General features: G+C 70.5%; 15 protein-coding genes. 4 read left to right on the plus strand and 11 right to left on the minus strand.

All coding sequences use genetic code 11. The features are described 5' to 3' along the window. The coding region (locus AS96_RS10035) for a methyltransferase (RefSeq protein WP_231477221.1) at positions 1–910 on the minus strand (910 nt) is incomplete at its 3' end. A 2-nt stretch (positions 911–912) separates the two neighbouring features. Further along, entirely contained in the window at positions 913–2205 is a 1293-nt protein-coding gene (locus tag AS96_RS10040) for a DUF4921 family protein (protein WP_036289216.1), read from the minus strand. A 35-nt stretch (positions 2206–2240) separates the two neighbouring features. Between AS96_RS10040 and AS96_RS10045 the strand changes: the two genes are divergently transcribed. Beyond that, positions 2241–2621: a DoxX family protein gene (locus AS96_RS10045; RefSeq protein ID WP_036289219.1), complete on the plus strand. Its 381-nt coding sequence runs from the start codon at positions 2241–2243 to the stop codon at positions 2619–2621. A gap of 49 nt (positions 2622–2670) precedes the next feature. Here the strand turns inward: AS96_RS10045 and AS96_RS10050 are convergent, their stop codons facing one another. Both AS96_RS10050 and AS96_RS10055 read right to left on the minus strand, forming a co-directional pair. Continuing rightward, positions 2671–4053 carry an MFS transporter gene (locus AS96_RS10050; RefSeq protein ID WP_036289224.1) on the minus strand — a complete coding sequence of 461 codons (1383 nt, stop codon included), beginning with the start codon at positions 4051–4053 and terminating at the stop codon, positions 2671–2673. Between the two features lie 139 nt (positions 4054–4192). After that, positions 4193–4849, minus strand: a complete 657-nt coding sequence (locus AS96_RS10055; RefSeq protein WP_036289227.1) for a response regulator — start codon at positions 4847–4849, stop codon at positions 4193–4195. Here AS96_RS10055 and AS96_RS15480 point away from each other — a divergent pair. Then, the gene (locus AS96_RS15480; RefSeq protein WP_036289230.1) at positions 4848–5252 is read left to right on the plus strand and encodes a hypothetical protein; all 405 of its coding nucleotides are present in this window, start codon (positions 4848–4850) and stop codon (positions 5250–5252) included. The genes AS96_RS10055 and AS96_RS15480 overlap by 2 nt on opposite strands. A gap of 44 nt (positions 5253–5296) precedes the next feature. On the opposite strand, the gene AS96_RS10065 is transcribed toward AS96_RS15480, so the two are convergent. Further along, positions 5297–6202, minus strand: a complete 906-nt coding sequence (locus AS96_RS10065) for an NYN domain-containing protein (protein ID WP_036289233.1) — start codon at positions 6200–6202, stop codon at positions 5297–5299. A gap of 1 nt (position 6203) precedes the next feature. Further along, positions 6204–7220, minus strand: a complete 1017-nt coding sequence (locus AS96_RS10070) for a Gfo/Idh/MocA family protein (protein WP_036289236.1) — start codon at positions 7218–7220, stop codon at positions 6204–6206. Between the two features lie 36 nt (positions 7221–7256). Between AS96_RS10070 and AS96_RS10075 the strand changes: the two genes are divergently transcribed. Continuing rightward, the gene (locus tag AS96_RS10075) at positions 7257–8600 is read left to right on the plus strand and encodes a M20/M25/M40 family metallo-hydrolase (protein WP_036289239.1); all 1344 of its coding nucleotides are present in this window, start codon (positions 7257–7259) and stop codon (positions 8598–8600) included. A gap of 140 nt (positions 8601–8740) precedes the next feature. On the opposite strand, the gene hrpA is transcribed toward AS96_RS10075, so the two are convergent. The 5 genes from hrpA to AS96_RS10100 form a co-directional block, all read right to left on the minus strand. After that, complete coding sequence (hrpA, locus tag AS96_RS10080; protein ID WP_036289242.1) at positions 8741–12733, minus strand: ATP-dependent RNA helicase HrpA; 3993 nt, start codon at positions 12731–12733, stop codon at positions 8741–8743. A gap of 25 nt (positions 12734–12758) precedes the next feature. Further along, positions 12759–13421 carry a hypothetical protein gene (locus AS96_RS10085; protein WP_016464613.1) on the minus strand — a complete coding sequence of 221 codons (663 nt, stop codon included), beginning with the start codon at positions 13419–13421 and terminating at the stop codon, positions 12759–12761. Further along, positions 13418–13759, minus strand: coding sequence for a hypothetical protein (locus tag AS96_RS10090; protein WP_231477220.1), 342 nt, complete (start codon positions 13757–13759; stop codon positions 13418–13420). Before AS96_RS10090 ends, AS96_RS10085 begins: the two co-directional genes overlap by 4 nt. A 122-nt stretch (positions 13760–13881) precedes the next feature. Further along, positions 13882–15495, minus strand: a complete 1614-nt coding sequence (locus tag AS96_RS10095; protein WP_036289245.1) for an EI24 domain-containing protein — start codon at positions 15493–15495, stop codon at positions 13882–13884. Continuing rightward, positions 15495–15923: a hypothetical protein gene (locus AS96_RS10100; RefSeq protein ID WP_036289248.1), complete on the minus strand. Its 429-nt coding sequence runs from the start codon at positions 15921–15923 to the stop codon at positions 15495–15497. Before AS96_RS10100 ends, AS96_RS10095 begins: the two co-directional genes overlap by 1 nt. A 126-nt stretch (positions 15924–16049) precedes the next feature. Between AS96_RS10100 and AS96_RS10105 the strand changes: the two genes are divergently transcribed. Then, on the plus strand, positions 16050–16877 hold the full coding sequence (locus AS96_RS10105) for an aldo/keto reductase (RefSeq protein ID WP_197017291.1): 828 nt from the start codon (positions 16050–16052) through the stop codon (positions 16875–16877). Positions 16878–17081: the final 204 nt, after the last annotated feature.

The raw sequence follows: 17081 nt of genomic DNA on the forward strand, positions 1-17081 counted from the left end.
TCAGCGCGATGAATGACGCGCTGGCGTCGGCGCGCTCCTCCAGCCCGTCGGCGCGGGCGACCGCCACACGGTCGGCCAGGCCGTTGGCCGCAGCCGTCGCCCGCGCGGAGGCGACCGCGACGGCCGACTGGTCGCTCGCGTACACATACGCGGACGGATGCCGCCGCGCGAGCCAGGCGCCCACGATGCCGGTGCCGCAGGCGAGATCGATCCAGGGGTCCTCGCTGCTGCCGCCTCGGGGAGCGTGGGGCGCGGCGTCGAGCGCCGCCAGCAGTGCCCGGGTGCCGATGTCCAAGCGTGCGCCCGCGAAGGCCCCGCCGAAGGCGCGCACCTCCAGCTCGTCGACACGCGACGCCGCGGGCAGCGGGTCGCGGCCGTCGTGCGGGCCCCGGGCGATCAGCAGCCGCGACTTCTGGCGGGCGTGAGTCACATCGACCGTGGTGAAGAATGCGCGCAGCACCTCGTTCATCGCGACGCTCATGTGCTTGATGCGACCCCCGGCCACCACGACGACGTCGGATGCCGCGTGCGCCGCGATCAGTCCGGCGATATCGCGCAGGGCGTCCAGCGCGCGCGGCAGGCGCATCAGCACGACGCGCGCGCCGGTGACGAGAGCCGCGTTCAGCGGGCCGGAGGAGACCTGCTCGGTCAGCCCCAGCGCGACGGCGTTGGCGTGCAGTGCCCGTTCGCCCAGGAGGGCGTCCTGGTGCACGCGCACCCCGGTGGCGCCGTCGTGAGCGGCACCGAGGGCGAGGGCGCCGTACGCGTCACCGATGACGGCGATCTGACCGGCCCCGGCTCCGGCGCGCAGAGCGGCCGATTCGTCGAGGATCAGGCGGTCGGCGGCATCCACCGCACCGAGCCCCTCGCCCTCGACGTCGGGCGCGCGTCGAAGCAGCTCGAACGGCATGCTCACGAACCCTCCGCGTAACGCAAGACGGCATCTGCTGGTGTGCACTCATCGCCGATGCGGATGCCGTCGGCCAGCCGTCCCGCCTCGCGCAGCTCCTGCAGTCCGGCGACGGTGCGCCGGCGCAGCTCCCACGGATCGATCGTGTTGACGTAGATCTTCGTGCCGCCCTCGAATCCGGCGGGAGTGGAGATGCGCCACTTGAGCACCACCCGCCAGGGCATGGGCCACGGCGCACCGGGCGGCCGGTAGTGCCACTCCTCGTTGGTCGGCACGTGCACGCCCGTCGCCGCATGCAGCGCGTGCAGCAGGTCGGAGACGGCGCGCCGCTCGGCATCCGTGTGCTCCTGGGGCAGGTTCGCGGCCGACGTCGAGAAGATCTCGAACGCCGGGTAACGGTGACCGACGCCGGCGAAAGCGACGGCGCCGTCCGTCGCTGCGACGACGAGTCCTTCGGACACGGCCAGATCGGCGATCTCGTGCTGATACAGGCCGCGGTCGTGCGAGAGCAGGCGCAGCTCGTGATCGACCTGCGGGCCGTGGTCGTCGATCGCGACGAGCTGCTTGTGGAGGTGCTCGAAGGAGGCGCCCGCCGGCCGCAGCCAGTTCTGGAAGACGCTGACGTACGCGGCGTGCGGCTGCGCCGCCTGGATCTCCGCCAGCGCCTGCACGGTGAAGGCGACGTAGGCTGCATGCTCGTCGGGGCTCAGCGTTCCCGACGATGCCAGCTCGGCATCCGTGGTCGCGCCCTCGACGACGTGACGCCGGGCGACGACGACGTCGTGGGATCCGCCGAGCAGGTCCAGTGCCGCTTCCTCGAGGCTGGTTTCGGTACCGGCTGCGCGTGCGCGAATCTCGGCGAGCTTTTCCATGTGCACGCGTCCGACGGGATCGGACAGGTACTCCTCGGCCCACTGCACGATCTGCGCCGGCTGGCGGTAGCCGTGGTTCTCGCGCCAGTACTCGGCCGACACGATCTCGAACAGGTTGCCGAAGCGGCGGAACTCGGCGACGGAGTCGTTCAGCGCGTGCGCGGGTACCCGGCGCTCCTCCTCGAAACGCGGGCCCACCAGTCGCGCCTTCTCGGGCGTGGTCTCGAGGTAGCGATCGACGCAGAACGCGCAGAGTCGTCGATCCTCACCGGGCCCGAGGCGGTGCACATCCTCGCGGGGTGCGCTGAGGGGGCGGTTCGCCCGACCCGGAACCGTCCAGACCCGCGTGCCGGTGAGGGGGCCGATCTGCTTGACGGTGCCGTCGGGCAGGCGCCGGATCGCTCGTGGTGCTCCGTCGCTCATGCCTCCAGCCTATCGAGGCGGAGCATACTGGCCTCATGAAGACCTTCGCGCGATGGCTCTTGGCCGCCGGCATGATGTTCGCCGGCCTGTCCCACCTGTTCTGGGCTCGTCGGGAGTTCCAAGCGCAGGTCCCCGACCTCGTCACTGATGTCCTGCCGATCGATAAGGACGGCGTGGTGGTCGCCTCCGGCGCGGTGGAGATCATGCTCGGAGCTGCTCTGATCGTGCTGCCGAAGGAGCGCAGGCGCGTCGGTTCCCTCCTCGCCGCGTTCTTCATCGCGATCTTCCCCGGCAACATCGCGCAGGCCATGGATCGGCGTCCGGCCTTCGGCCTGGACAGCGATGCCGCTCGTCTGACGCGCCTGCTCTTCCAGCCGCTGCTGGTCGCCTGGGCGCTGCTCGCGACCCGCGACTGAGACGAGAGGGGGGGGATGCCGCGGCATCCACCCCCTCCCTTTCACGTGCTCAGCGCGTGGGCGGCACCCGCACCGTGCCCGTCTCGGCGACCAGGCGCTCGCGATCCACGCGGTCGAGATCGTGCAGGGAGCTGCCCTTGGTCTCGCGCATCGAGACGACCGCGATGAACGTGATCGCGGCGGCGACAGCCAGATACAGTGCGACGGGGATGTAGCTGCCCGAGGCCGACAGCAGGGCGGTCGCGATGATCGGCGCGAGCGAGCCGGCGACGATGGACGTCACCTGGTAGCCGAGCGAGACGCCGGAATACCGCATGCGGGTCGGGAGCATCTCCGACATGATCGCCGGCTGAGGGGCGTACATGAAGGAGTGGATCACCAGGCCCAGGCAGATCGCCAGGATGATGATCGCCGGCTCCTTCGTGTTGAACATCGGGAAGGCGATGAAGCCCCAGGCCGCTGCTCCGACCGTGCCGATCGCGTACACCGGCTTTCGGCCGATGCGGTCGGCGAGGGCGCCGACCAGCGGGATGACGATCATGTGGACGATGTGGGCGATCACCAGCATGCCGAGGATCTCGGCGGTGTTCACGTCCAACGCGATCTTCAGGTACGTGATCGAGAAGGTGACCACGAGGTAGTACATGATGTTCTCCGCGAAGCGCAGACCCATCGCGGTGAGCACGCCGCGCGGATAGCGGCGGACGACCTCGAACACGCCGTAACGGTCGTGCTTGTGCTCCTCCGCCTCCTTCTGCGCTTCGAGGAAGATCGGCGCATCGCTGATCTTGGTGCGGATGTAGTAGCCGATCGCCACGATCACCACCGACAGCCAGAACCCGACCCGCCGGCCCCAGGCGAGGAACGCCTCCGCGGACAGGGTGCGGCTGAGCACGAGCAGCACGACGGTCGCGACGAGGTTGCCGATCGGCACAGCCGCCTGGGGGAACGACGCCCAGAAGCCGCGGGTTTTGTCGGGGGAGTGCTCGGCGACCAGCAGCACGCCGCCGCCCCATTCGCCACCGACGGCGAAGCCCTGGACGAAGCGCAGCAGCACCAGCAGCGCCGGGGCCCAGTAGCCGACCTGCTGGAAGGTCGGCAGGCACCCCATGAGGAAGGTCGCCACCCCGACGAGGACGATGGCCAGCTGCAGCAGCTTCTTGCGACCGTACTTGTCGCCGAAATGACCGAAGACGATGCCGCCGAGGGGGCGGGCGACGAACCCGACCGCATACGTGACGAATGCCGCGATGATGCCCGCATACGGATCGTCGGACGGCGGGAACATGATCAGGTTGAACACGAGCGTGGCCGCGGTGGCGTAGAGGAAGAACTCGTACCACTCGACGATCGTGCCGGGCATCGAGGCGCTGACGACGCGGCGGAGACCGGACTGCGGGGGCGTGCGGTGCGAAGCGGTCGCTGAAACCATGCGCTGATACCTCCTTGTAGAGCGCGATGCGACGAGGGATGCCGCGCCGTGGACGCTACCTGAAAAGTGATTCAGGTACAAGGTTCAGCGCTGCATAGTGCCTGTGCACGCGTGCACCGACGGGCGCACGCAGGCTCGGCTATGCGCGTCGACGCACGTACCGGTGCTCGGGGCGCCCCGTGGTGCCGTAGCGCAAACGCACGTCCACGATCCCGCGGGTCGCCAACGCCGCGAGGTGGCGCTGCGCAGTGGCGCGCGAGACACCCGCCCGATCGGCGATCTCCGCCGCCGAGGACTCGTCGTCGCCGAGCGCGCCCAGGATCACCCGCTCGGTCGCCGATCGTGACACTGACGACGTGTCGCCGCCCGCGTGCAGGATGCCGAGCGCTCGATCGATCTCGTCCTGCGACACGCTGCGCTCCTCGTCGAGCACGTTGCGAAAGCGCGCGTAGCGATCGAGGACGTCCACGAGGGCGCGCCGCTCGAACGGCTTGACGAGGTAGCCGAGGGCGCCGGCGCGCAGGGCGCGGCGCACCGTCAGCGCGTCGGTCGCGGCCGAGAGCACGAAGGCGTCGATCGGGTTCTCGCGGACGAATGCGATCCGGTCGCCGTCGTACAGGTACGCGTCGACGAGCAGAAGATCGGGGTGTTCTGTGCGGACGGCGGCGGTCGCGTCGGCGAGCGTGCGCACCGGTGCGAGGGCGTGGTAGCCGGGGCGCTCGGCCACGATCTCGCGATGCAGCCCGGCGACGCGGAAGTCGTCGTCGACGACGAGGACGCGAAGGGGAGTGGTCATGAGGGGGATCCCTTCGGTCGATGAATCGATCGGGTACGGGTCCGGCGTCGGAGGAGCCATCACCGAGGGCATCTCCCAGAACGCCGCACAACCGGGCACCGAACACCGCCCCCGTGAGCGCGGACGTTCCCGCGCCCTCGATGAGCCAGACATCGCCCCCACGGCGGCGCGCCAGCTCGCGCGACAAGGGAAGGCCGACGCCGAGTCCGTGCGCCCGGTCGGCATCGGGAGCGGGTCGACGCCCGCGCGAGAAGAGATCCGCTTCGGCGTCCATTCCGGCGTCCACACCGGCGCCGGAGTCGGCGACGGTGAGGAAAGCGCCTCGCACTTCGGCATCGCGCCCGTCGAGATGGCACGCGCCTCTCATTGGCGATGCTCGCCGTCGGCGTGCTGGTCGGCGTGATCCCGCTCGCCGCCTGAGGGCGGTCGCGGCGCGGCCGACGGGCATCAGCTCCCGTCGGCCGCGCCGTCGTCGCCGGAGTGCGGACGCACGCGCACGATGTTCGTCGTCTCGTCGATGTCGGCGACGCCGGGGTAGGCCTTGACGAAGTCGGAGAAGGACCGGTGGCCCAGGGCCTTCTCGCTGAAGGAGGGATCCATGCGCTTGAGCAGGTTCTTCACCGCCGAAAGGTGCACCCACTCGTCGTCGGTGCGCTCCTGCTCCAGGCGCAGGGCACGCCGCAGAAGCTCCGCCGTCGGGTCTTCGGTCTTCTTGCGCCGGCGCGACGAGGAGGGGGCCGAGGTGGCGGCGGCATCCGCCTTCTTCTGGCCCGCAGCCGACGCGGGCAGCACCACTCCGGGCAGCGAGTCGTAGGAGTCGAACTGGTCGCACGCCGCTGCGAGCGACTTGGCCGTCGAGCCGGCCACGCCGACACCCACCACGACGCGACCCAGACGCTTGCACCGCTGCGCGAGCGGCACGTAATCGCTGTCGCCGGCGACGATCACGACGTGGGTGAGGTCGGGCAGGCGGAACATGTCCTCGACGGTGTCGACCGCCAGGCGGATGTCGGCGCCGTTCTTCGCGTACGCCGCCGCGGGGAACAGCTGCACGAGGTCGACGGCGCGGGCCACCAGCTGCGAACGGTAGAGCGCGTTGACCGGCGACGACCAGTCGGCGTAGGCACGCGTAAGCACGAGAGTGCCGAAGGACGCCGCGTAGTCGATGATCGCCCCGACATCGATCGTGGCATCCTTCAGACGCTGTGCGATCTCGGGGGCATCGGGGTCGGCGATGATCTTCTGGCGGTCGGCGGCGTAGGAGTTGCGCCCGTGCACGCGGTCGTACCAACTCATGACGATGTTGTCGAAGTCGAGGTAGACGGCGACGCGGTTGCCCTGCAGTTCGACCATGTCAGCGCTCCTTCGGGTAGGTCACGCCGAGCTGGCCTCGCACGTCGTCGAGCGCGTGCATGATCGCGATCGACTCCGCGAACGGCAGCAGGTCGCTGTCGGTGCGCCCCTCCCGCAGCAACCGCTCGGCGGCGCGGGCCTGGAACTGCATACCGCGGCCATCGACGTCGCCGCGGTACTCCTCGATCACGGTGCCGTCGGTCGCGGTGACCCGGAAGGAGGTGGGCTCGTACCAGACGCGATCGACGTCGATCCGCGCCTTCGTACCGACCACGTGGGCCGTGTTCGGGCCGGCGGCCCGCGAGCTGGTCGCGATCGACGAGACCGCGCCGCCCGCGTGGACGGCGGCGATCGCGACCTCGGTGTCGGCTCCGGTGCCGCCGAGGCGGCCCACGGCACGGATCTCGGTCATCGGCCCGAGCACGTCCCACGCGAAGGAGACGGGATAGATGCCGAGATCCAGGAGGGCGCCTCCGCCGAGTTCGAGCGCGTTCAATCGATGCGCCGGGTCGGTGGGAAGCGACTGCGTATGGTCGGCGATGACGGCGCGCACCTCGCCCAGCGTGCCGTCGGCGATGAGCTCACGGATGCGGACCATGTGCGGCAGATACCGCGTCCACATCGCCTCCATCGCCAGCAGTTCGCGCCCGGCGGCGATGTCACGGATCGCGATGGCCTCATCGGCATCCAGGGTCACGGCCTTCTCGATGAGAACGTGCTTACCGGCCTCGAGCGCGAGGATCGCGTGCTCCCGGTGGTGGCTGTGCGGCGAGGCGACGTAGACGATGTCGACGTCGGGGTCGGCGACGAGCTCCTCGTACGACCCGTGCGCGTGGGGGATGTCATGGTCGGCGGCGAACGCGCGCGCCGACTCCGGACGGCGCGATCCGACCGCGGTGACGGTGAGACCCGCCGTCCGCAGGTCCTTTGTGAACGCATGGGCGATGCCGCCCGTGGCGAGGATTCCCCAGCGGATGGGCGCGGTCGGCACGGTCGTGCCGGGGGCGTTGTCGGTCATGCGACGAGCCTAGCCGCGCGCGCGTAGGCTCGAGCCGTGAGTGCCGACACCGAGGCGTCGATCGCCCGATTCCGTGAGCTGCTGCAGATTCCGACCGTCTCGCACGCCGATGAGCGCCTCGTGGATGCGGAGGCGTTCACGCGCTTCATCGACACGTTGGCGCGCTTGTATCCGACAGCGCACGCCGCTCTCGAGCGTGAGGTCGTCGACGGCTACTCCCTGCTGTTCCACTGGGCCGGCAGCGGCGGCGCGGCGGATCCGCTCGTACTCATGGCCCACATGGACGTCGTCCCCGTCGTCGAAGAGGAATGGGACCACCCGCCGTTCGGGGCCGAGGTGGTCGGTGAAGGTGTCGATGCCGAGATCCACGCGCGCGGCGCCATCGACGACAAGGGCGCGCTCGTGGCGATCATGGAGGCGGTGGAGGAACTCGCCGCGGAGGGCTACGCGCCCACCCACGACGTCTATCTCTCCTTCGGCCACAACGAGGAGACGGCGGGCGGAGGCGCGCGCGCGATCGTGGCGCTGCTGCGCGAACGCGGGGTCACGCCGCGTCTGGTGCTCGATGAAGGCGGCGCGGTCGTGGACGGTGCGGTGCCGGGGGTCGCGGTGCCGACCGCGATGGTCGGGGTCGCCGAGCGCGGCGTGCTGACGCTGCGGCTGACCGCGCGCGGGAGCGGAGGGCACGCGTCCACGCCGCCCGCCTTCCCCGCGACGGCGCGGCTCGCCCGTGCGATCGATCGCGTGCAGCGGCATCCGTTCCCCGCCCGCATCGCCCCGCCCGTGCGCGCTCTGTTCGCGACGCTCGCGCCGCACGCCGCACAGCCGCTGCGCACCGTCTTCGCGAATCTCGGAGCGCTCGCCCCGCTGGTCGCGCGGGTGTTCGCGCGCCTCGGGCCCGAACTGAACGCGATGGTGCGGACGACGGCCGTCGCGACCGAGCTGTCGGGCGCCCCGGGCGAAAACGTGCTCGCGACCACGGCGCGTGCCTCGATCAACATCCGCCTGCTGACCGGCGACACCGTCGCCTCGGCGACGGCGCGGATCCGCCGCATCGTGGCAGACCCCGCCGTCGAGATCGAGGTGCGCCACGGCTCCGACCCCTCGCCGGTCTCGCCCTGGCGCGGCGAGCCGTGGCGGCGCATCGCGACCGCCGTCCACGACGCCCTCGGCACCGACATCGTGACGACGCCGTACATCCAGCTCGGGGCGAGCGACAGCCGCTGGTTCACGGCGATCAGCGCGCACGTCTACCGCTTCACGCCCTTCCACCTCACGCGGGCCGAGCGCGACGCGCTGCACGCCCACAACGAGCGCATCCGCGTCGAGTCGTGGCTGAACGGCATCCGCTTCTATCTCGCCCTCATCCGAGCCAGCTGACGCTTTCTGCGCCCGCCCCTCTCCCGCTGCATGTCCCACTCTGTGCTGTTGGGAGCGCTCTCACCCGGCAGGAATCGGGACACGCTCCGCGGGAATGGGGACGCGCTCCGCGGAGATCGGGACGCGCACGGCGGGTGGGGTCAGGCGGAGAGCGCCTTCGTGATGCGGGGGAGCGAGACGGGCTCGGCGGTGCCGAGCGCCTGGGCGAACAGGCTCACGCGGTACTCCTCGAGCAGCCAGCGTGCGTGCGCGATCGCGGGCGGCGCATCGGCGGCAAGGGGGAGCGCACCGCCGGCGTCCGCGTAGAGCGCCGCCGCGCGTTCGAACTCGGTCAGACGCTGGCGATCCCGGCCCGGATTGTCGGCGAGTGCACGCACCCGCTCCAGGGCGCCCTGCAGGTAGCGGGGAAGATGACGCAGTCGATCGAGGCCGGTGCGCGCGATGAATCCGGGGTAGATGAGCCCGCTGAGCTGTGCTTTCACGTCGCCGAGTGCAGCCAGCAGCGTCATGGCGTTCTGCGACTTCACGGCACGCTCGACGTCGCGCTGCAGCGTCAGGATGCGTGCCGTCAGAGAGACCGCCTGGAACAGCTCGTCGACCACGGCCGACGACAGGGCGTTGCGCACGGCGGCGAACTGCTCGGGCGTGCGGACACCGCCCGGGGCGACGCGCGCCATCACCGCGTCCGCGACGGCGACGCGCGCATCCTCGATGAGCGCTTTCGCGGACGGGTAGGGTGACGCTGCGAGCGAGAGCTTCTCGGGAGCGGTCAGATGCTCGAGCACGTACGCGCTCGGCGAGGGTACGGCGAGCAGCAGCAGGCGACGGACACCGGCGTGCGAGAGGCGTGCGGCACGCTCGGGAGTGGACTCGATGCGCAGGGCGACGGCATCCTTCTGGTCCACCAGCGCGGGATAGCCGCGCACGACGCCGCCGGCGACCTTCGTGTCGACGACCTCGGGCAGCGTGCCGAGATCCCACGTCAGAATGCCGTCGCGCTCGACGATCTGCGGTGCCCCCGGGGCGGATGCCGTCGCCGACGCGTCGCGGGAAGACATCCCCGAGGTGGACACCCCTGAGGCTCGGGCGACGCGCCCGGCGGGCTGCTGCTCACGCGTGAGCGTGCGGGCGACCTGTTCGCGGGCGCGGCCGGCGAGTCGGCGCTGCAGCTCGGCGAGGTCGCGGGAGGTGCCGACCGTGCGCCCGCGGTGATCGACGGCCCGGAACGTCATCAGAAGGTGTGCGGGCACCCGCTCGAGGTCGAACTCGTCGGCGGTCACGGGCTGGTTCGCCACGCGCTGGATGCGGGCGGCGAGAGCGCTGCGCAGCGACTGGGGCGGCAGGCCGTCGTGGTGCTCGGGCCCGGCCGACGCCAGGTCGTCGCCGAGCTTCGCAGCCCAGTCGGCGGCGGGCACCACGTGCCTGCGGATCGCCTTCGGCAGCGCTTTCAACAGTGCCGTCATCAGCTCCGACCGCAGTCCCGGCACCTGCCAGTCGAAACCGTCGGGGCGAAGCGCCGCCAGCAGCGGGAGCGGCACGACCACGCTGACGCCGTCCTCGGGGCTACCCGGTTCGAACCGGTACGCGAGCGAGAGCACCTGGTCGCCCTGCTGCCAGCGTCCCGGGAACGCGCGTTCGTCCGAGCGTGACGCGTCGCCCTGCAGGTCCGCCTCGGTCATGTCGAGCAGCCGCGGCGTGCGGCCGGAGGCGTCACGCCACCAGGTCTCGAACGAGCGCGCGTCGAACACGTCGTGCGGCAGGCGTGAGTCGTAGAACGCGAACACGGCCTCGTCGCCCACGAGGATGTCGCGGCGGCGCTCCCGCTCCTCCACCTTCTCCAGACGGCGGCGCAGGTCGAGGTTCCGCCGCTCGAACGCGGTGAGGCGCTTGTCGAGGTGCTGGCTGTTCCAGTCGCCGTCCACGAGCGCGTGCCGCACGAACAGCTCCCGCGCGAGTGGGCGGTCGATGCGGGCCAGCTGCACGCGGCGGCGCGGGATGATCTCGACGCCGAACAGGGTGACCTTCTCCGCGGCCACGGCGGCCCCGGCATCCTTCGACCAGTGCGGATCGCTCAGCTGGCGGTGCGCGAGATCTCCGGCGAGCTCCTCCGCCCAGGCCGGATCGATCGCCGCGACCGTGCGGGCGAACAGGCGCGACGTCTCGACGAGTTCGGCCGCCATGACCGCGTCGGGGGTCGCCTTGCGCAGCCCCGAACCGGGGAAGATCGCGAACGATGCCCCACGCGCCCCGCGGAAGGTCGCGATCGGCTTTCGCTTGTCGCCCCCGGTGCTCTTGGCGACACCGACGGAGCGGGTGTCGAGGATGCCGATGTGCGAGAGCAGACCGGCCAGGATCGCCCGGTGCACGCGCGCGGGGTCGGCGGCGGCGCCGTCGGAGGTCGAGCCCGTCTTCACACCCATGAGCTGGCGCAGCTGTCGGTGGACGTCGGCCCACTCGCGCACGCGGACGTAGTTGAGGAACTCACTGCGGCACAGGCGTCGGAAGGCGCTGGAGCCGAGGTCGCGCTGCTGCTCCTGCAGGTGGTTCCAGAGGTTGAGAAGGGTGAGGAAGTCGCTCGTCGGATCGGTGAAGCGTGCGTGCAGCCGGTCCGCCTGCTCGCGGGCTCCGGGGTCCTCGGCCGACGGTCGCTCGCGGACGTCCTGGATGGAGAGTCCGGCAACGATCGCGAGCACGTCGGGCAGCACCTCGAGGCGGCGCGCCTCGATGAGCATGCGCGCGAACCGGGGGTCGATCGGCAGGCGGGCGATCTCCCGTCCGAGGGAGGTGAGCCGGCGCGACGGCGAGACGGCGCGCAGTTCGCTGAGCAGGTCGAACGCCGCCTTCACGCCGCGGCTGTCGGGCTTCGTCAGGAACGGGAAGTCCTCGATGTCGCCGAAGCCGAGGGCGAGCATCTGCAGGATCACCGACGCCAGCGAGGTGCGGAGGATCTCGGGCTCGGTGTACTCGGGCCGTGAGAGGAAGTCGTCCTCGCTGTAGAGGCGGATCGCGATGCCGTTCGAGGTGCGTCCGGCGCGGCCGGAACGCTGCTGCGCCGACGCCTGCGAGACGGCCTCGATCGGCAGTCGCTGGATCTTCGACCGCGCGCTGTAGCGCGAGATGCGCGCCGTGCCCGCATCGATGACGTAGCGGATGCCGGGAACGGTGAGGCTCGTCTCGGCGACGTTCGTCGCCAGGATCACGCGGCGACGCACGCCGGCGAGCGTGGAGCGCTCGAACACGCGGTGCTGCTCGGCGGCGGAGAGCCGACCGTACAGGGGGAGGACCTCGGTGGGACGGGCGTCCTTCGCGTACATGCCGCGGATGGCATCCATCGCGTCGCGGATTTCGGCCTCACCGGGAAGGAAGACGAGCACGTCGCCGTCGGCCTCGCGGTCGAGTTCGCGCAGCGCCGCCATCAGCGCGTCGACGTCGTCACCGTCGGTGGGCGTTTCGACTCGGCCCTTCGGGTCTCGCGCGGCGGTCGGGGTGTCCTTCGGGTCTCGCGCGGAGGTCGGGGTGTCGGGGACGTGCGGGCGGTAGCGGATCTCGACCGGGTAGGTGCGCCCGGAGACCTCGACGATCGGGGCGGGTGTACCCGCGGAATCCGCGAAGTGCTTCGCGAAGCTCTCCGGATCGATCGTCGCCGACGTGATGATGAGCTTCAGGTCGGGGCGCTCGGGCAGGACGCGCGCGAGGTAGCCGAGCAGGAAGTCGATGTTCAGCGAGCGCTCGTGGGCCTCATCGATGATGATCGTGTCGTAGCGACGCAGCAGGCGGTCGCGGTGGATCTCATTGAGGAGGATGCCGTCGGTGACGAGCGCGATCTGGGTGTCCTCCGACACCTGATCGGTGAAACGCACCTTGTAGCCGACGGCGCCGCCGAGCGGCACGTGCAGCTCCTCGGCGATGCGCTCGGCGATCGTGCGTGCCGCGATGCGGCGCGGCTGGGTGTGCGCGATCTTCGTGCGCCCGAGCTCCAAGCAGATCTTCGGCAGCTGCGTCGTCTTGCCCGATCCGGTCGCACCAGCCACGATCACGACCTGATGGCCCGCGATGGCGCGCACGATCTCCTCGCGTGCCGCGCTGACAGGCAGCTCCGGCGGATAGGAGATCACGGGGACGACGGGAGGCATAGCCCTCCATCGTATTGCGTGCGCGTCAGCGCGCGGCGGCGCCCGCGGCGTCGACGGCGGTCTCGGGCGCCGAGCGGAACCCCGACACCTCGACGATGGCATCGAAGTAGGCGAGGAGGGCGTTCGGGATGTCTCCGAGCGGGGTGGAGAGCACGACAAGGCTCAGCTTCTTGGAATCCGGCACGGGGTACCAGTAGTGCGCGACCAGTCGCCGTCTCGTGAACGTCGCACCGTCCTCGACCTCGACGGACTCGTCCACGCGATGCGTGCGGACCACCTCGCCATCCGTGAACGGACGACGAACGGCGGTGCCGGCCATCTCGGGCGCGATGGTCGGCAGAGCCTCTTCGAGCACCGACAGCACGCGCTGCGGGTTCGTCCCGATGGACGGGCTCATGTGGAACCGATCGTCATCGAACAGCGTCAGCATCGCCGACATCGGCTCGTTCGGAGACAGTTCGGTCTGGAGCAGGAGGAGCCGACCCTGGGCGTCACGGGCGGCGCGCGCCGCATCGACGAGGTCGTCGCGCATCCGGCGACGCGGTGTCGCGTTCTGGTCGGCGGTGCCGAGCGTGCCGCGTGCGATATCGGTGGCCGAGGCCCGCGCGTTCTCGTCGCTGTCCAGCGCCACCGGCCACCAGGTGCCGATGAGGCGGAACACGAGCTCCGGGGCGGCGTCCGGGCTCACAGCTTCTCGAGGTCTACGCGGGCGAGGGTGACGCCGCCGTCGTACAGCGCCGTCACGTCGCTCGGGAGCCCCGCGACCGCCGTGGAGAGGTCGACGATCTTCTCCTCGTCGGCGGCATCGCGCGCGATCACGGTCACGGTCTCGATGCTCGCCGACGTGGTGTCGCGGATCGCGACGAAGATCGCCACGAGGCGGTCGGTCGTGACCGGCTCATCGGCGGCGACCAGCACGCTCACCGACAGGGTCTTCGCCATGCCGGAGGTGCTCACGGTACCCAGCGGGTCCTCCACCCCCGGGTCGGCCGCCGAGATGGCGGAGTAGACGCTCTGCAGATCCACGTCGGTTCCTTCCTGTGATGCGCTGGACGCGGCGGGCCCGCCGCCTCCGGTGCACGCGGTGAGTGCGGTCACGGCCAACACCGCAGCGGCGGCCGCGATGACGAGTCGAGACGATCCGAGCATCATTTCTCCTGCCAGGAGTAGTAGGTCGTGTCATAACCGTACGTGTCGTCGTCGCCGATGAAGTACGCGTTGAGGTCGTCCTGCGTGGCGGGCGGCACCCGATCGATCTGGCTCTGCAGCGTCGAGTTGTAGGCGGCGGCGTTGTGGATGCCGCCGACTCCCTGAAACGCCAGGGGAGACGGGCTGTTGATGGTGGTCCAGTTCGGCCGCTGCTGCGCATATCCGCCGCGGCCGAGGGAGATCACCGAGTCGAGTCGCGGCACCAGGTCGCCGTCGTGCTGCACCGAGACGACGGTCGTCGAGGACGGGATGGGCATGCTGTCGATCGGCGCGCCGGCGACCACGACCGCATCCCAGTTGTAGTCGGAGTTGTAGGCCGCGAGGTGGCCCGCCATGATCCCGCCTTGGCTGAAGCCGACGAGCATCACCGGATCGTCCGGTCCGACCCCGGCCTGCTGCATCGCCTGCAGGACCGCGCGCTCGTACTGCGAGCGCAGGGGGGGGGTGAGCATGAGGGCCAGGTTGCTGTCGAGGTCGTTGACCGCGCCCTGGTCGCCGTTTAACCGGGACAGCCACTCCTGCGTGCTGGGCAGCGCGACTCGCCACCGTACGACGCCGTCGGCGTCGACGACCTTCGTGACCTTGATGACGGTCTCGTCGGCGCTGTCTTCGGTGTGGTGACCGAGGGAGTCGACGTAGCCCGCATCCTTGATGGCGTGCGCGAGGTCGGTCGGCTCGCCCTGCGAGCCTCGCTTCTCCCGGCGGGTGCGGTCGTACTCGCTCACCTGGGGGGTGGGCTTGAGCACGTCCGACAGGATGCTCGCGAGCAGGAACCCCGCCAGGAGGCCGACCACCAGCGCAGCGATCAGCGGGCCGATCACGGGGATGAGCGACAGCAGCGCGTACACGAGGGCGAGGATCAGGACCGTGCCCACCAGGGCGAGCACGGTCGAGACGAGCCGCTGGAGCTCGTCCCACAGATCCTGAAGGAAGTCGCCGACCCACGTCGCCAGGTCGGCGAAGAACGAGCCGAGGCCCTCGAAGAAGCTGCCGACGCGATCGAGCCAGCTCTCGTTGGTGGCGTCGATCGCACTGTCGATGAGCGACATTGCACGCTGGGCCGCGGCCTCCATGTCGCGGCGCGCCTGCTCGTGAGCCTCGCGTGCCGCCGACGCGGCGTCGTCGTAGCGGCGGGCGGCAGCACGCGCCTCGGCGAGCTGACGCTCGGCCGCTTCGATGTTTCCGGCGGGGGCCGTCGACTGCTCGAGGATGCGGAGCTGACGGTCGTACGCGGACACCTGCGTGTCGGCGCTGCCGGCGTGTCGCTCGGCGTAGGCCTCGCTCGCGTCGGCGTCGTCGGCCTTGCGGTGGGCCTCACGCAGGGCGGCCGCGTACTCCACGAGCGCGTTCGCCGTGCCCGCGTAGCGTCCATACGCGGCGCTGAGATCGCCGGCCACCTGTCCGCTGCGCTCGCGGATCGCATCGAGCGAGCGGGCCGTGCTGGCGTACGCGAGCGCACGCAGGTCGTCGGCGGCGCGTTCGATACGGCTCGCCGACGAGACGTACGTCGATGCCCGCTCGGCGAGGGCCTCGGGCTTTCCGGGGAGCGCCATCAGTTGTCTCCCGTCGCCGGCGGGGTCGGGGCGGGCCCGGGCGATGGACTGGGACTGGGACTCGGGGTCGGAGCGGATGCCGGCGGCACCGTGCTCTTGTCGACCTCGGAGTCAAGGTCGTTCGCGGCGGCGTGATCGCCCTTCGCCGACTGCTCGAGAGAGGCCGCGAGCTCGGTGTCGAGGTCCTCGAAGGTATCGACGACGGCGCGCAGGTAGTCGGCGATGAAGGTGAGGTTCTCCTCGAGTTTGCCCCGGGCGATGTCCCACTTGCCGCCGAAGTCGCGCACCTTTCCTGCCAGTGCGTCGTGGCCGGTGTATCCCGCCGTCTCGTCGGCGATGCGCTCGGATGCCGAGAAGTCTCCCGCGATCCGCTCGGCGCTCGACGCGCTCGCCAGCACCTCACCGACATCGATCTTCAGGTCGCTCATGTGTCCGCCTCCCTGCCCGACAACCTAAGCGAACCCTCCGACGGCGCGCGATGGGCAGAACAACCCATGCCGGTGGATGCCGCGGCATCCACCCGCACCGTCGCCGGCCCCGCCTACGCTGGAGACATGACGATCCCCCTCCTCACCCTCAACGACGGACACACCATCCCGCAGCTCGGCTTCGGCGTCTTCAAGGTCGATCCCGCGCAGACCGAGCGCATCGTCAGTGACGCCCTCGAAGCCGGCTACCGCCACATCGACACCGCGGCCATCTACGGCAACGAGGAAGGCGTCGGACGTGCCATCGCCGCCAGCGGCATCGCGCGGGACGAGCTGTTCATCACGACGAAGCTCTGGAACGACCGCCAGGCCGGAGACGAGCCCTTCGCGGCGATCGACGAGAGTCTCGCGAAGCTGGGCCTGGACGCCGTCGACCTGTACCTCGTGCACTGGCCCGCGCCGGCCAACGGCAACTACGTGAATGCGTGGGAGAAGATGGTGCAGATCCGCGAGGCCGGCAAAGCCCGCAGCATCGGTGTCTCCAACCACCTGCCGTCGCACCTGTCCGAGATCATCGCCGCAACCGGCGTCACGCCGGCCGTCGATCAGATCGAACTGCACCCGGCCTACCAGCAGCCGGACGTCACCTCATTCGCGAAGGAGCACGGCATCCTGATCGAGGCGTGGGGTCCGCTCGGACAGGGCAAGTACCCGCTCTTCGACGAGGCGCCCGTCGCCGCGGCGGCCGCGACCCACGGCAAGACTCCCGCGCAGGTGGTCCTCCGCTGGCACATCCAGCAGGGCCACATCATCTTCCCGAAGTCGAACAACCCCGAGCGCATCCGAGAGAACCTCGACCTGTTCGACTTCGAGCTGAGCGCCGACGAGCAGTCGGCGATCACCGCGCTCGAGCGCGGGGGTCGTGTCTCCGCGCACCCCGACGAGGTCAACTGACCCACGGGCACCCGTGCGCCGCGCTCACTCGCTGAGCCGGCGGTAGCGCTCCAGGCGCCGTCGCCCCGCGACGTCTGCGCGCGCGGCGGAGGCTGAGGCGAGCGCGTGCAGCGCGGTTTCGGCCTCGGTCGCGTCGAGGTCTGTCGCGCGTCAGACTTTGTGGCAGGACCATTGATTGAGTCCTGAGCGGAGAGTTCGACATGG

It is taken from the genome of Microbacterium sp. MRS-1 (genome assembly GCF_000585455.1).
GTDB classification, from domain to species: domain Bacteria; phylum Actinomycetota; class Actinomycetes; order Actinomycetales; family Microbacteriaceae; genus Microbacterium; species Microbacterium laevaniformans.

Excerpts from the sequence above, each read along its gene's own strand:
- AS96_RS10040 (WP_036289216.1), bottom strand. The coding sequence starts at position 2,205 with ATGAGCGACGGAGCACCACGAGCGATCCGGCGCCTGCCCGACGGCACC.
- AS96_RS10045 (WP_036289219.1), top strand. The coding sequence starts at position 2,241 with ATGAAGACCTTCGCGCGATGGCTCTTGGCCGCCGGCATGATGTTCGCC.
- AS96_RS10050 (WP_036289224.1), bottom strand. The coding sequence starts at position 4,053 with ATGGTTTCAGCGACCGCTTCGCACCGCACGCCCCCGCAGTCCGGTCTC.
- AS96_RS15480 (WP_036289230.1), top strand. The coding sequence starts at position 4,848 with ATGAGGGGGATCCCTTCGGTCGATGAATCGATCGGGTACGGGTCCGGC.
- AS96_RS10055 (WP_036289227.1), bottom strand. The coding sequence starts at position 4,849 with ATGACCACTCCCCTTCGCGTCCTCGTCGTCGACGACGACTTCCGCGTC.
- AS96_RS10065 (WP_036289233.1), bottom strand. The coding sequence starts at position 6,202 with ATGGTCGAACTGCAGGGCAACCGCGTCGCCGTCTACCTCGACTTCGAC.
- AS96_RS10070 (WP_036289236.1), bottom strand. The coding sequence starts at position 7,220 with ATGACCGACAACGCCCCCGGCACGACCGTGCCGACCGCGCCCATCCGC.
- hrpA (WP_036289242.1), bottom strand. The coding sequence starts at position 12,733 with ATGCCTCCCGTCGTCCCCGTGATCTCCTATCCGCCGGAGCTGCCTGTC.
- AS96_RS10095 (WP_036289245.1), bottom strand. The coding sequence starts at position 15,495 with ATGGCGCTCCCCGGAAAGCCCGAGGCCCTCGCCGAGCGGGCATCGACG.
- AS96_RS10100 (WP_036289248.1), bottom strand. The coding sequence starts at position 15,923 with ATGAGCGACCTGAAGATCGATGTCGGTGAGGTGCTGGCGAGCGCGTCG.
- AS96_RS10105 (WP_197017291.1), top strand. The coding sequence starts at position 16,050 with ATGACGATCCCCCTCCTCACCCTCAACGACGGACACACCATCCCGCAG.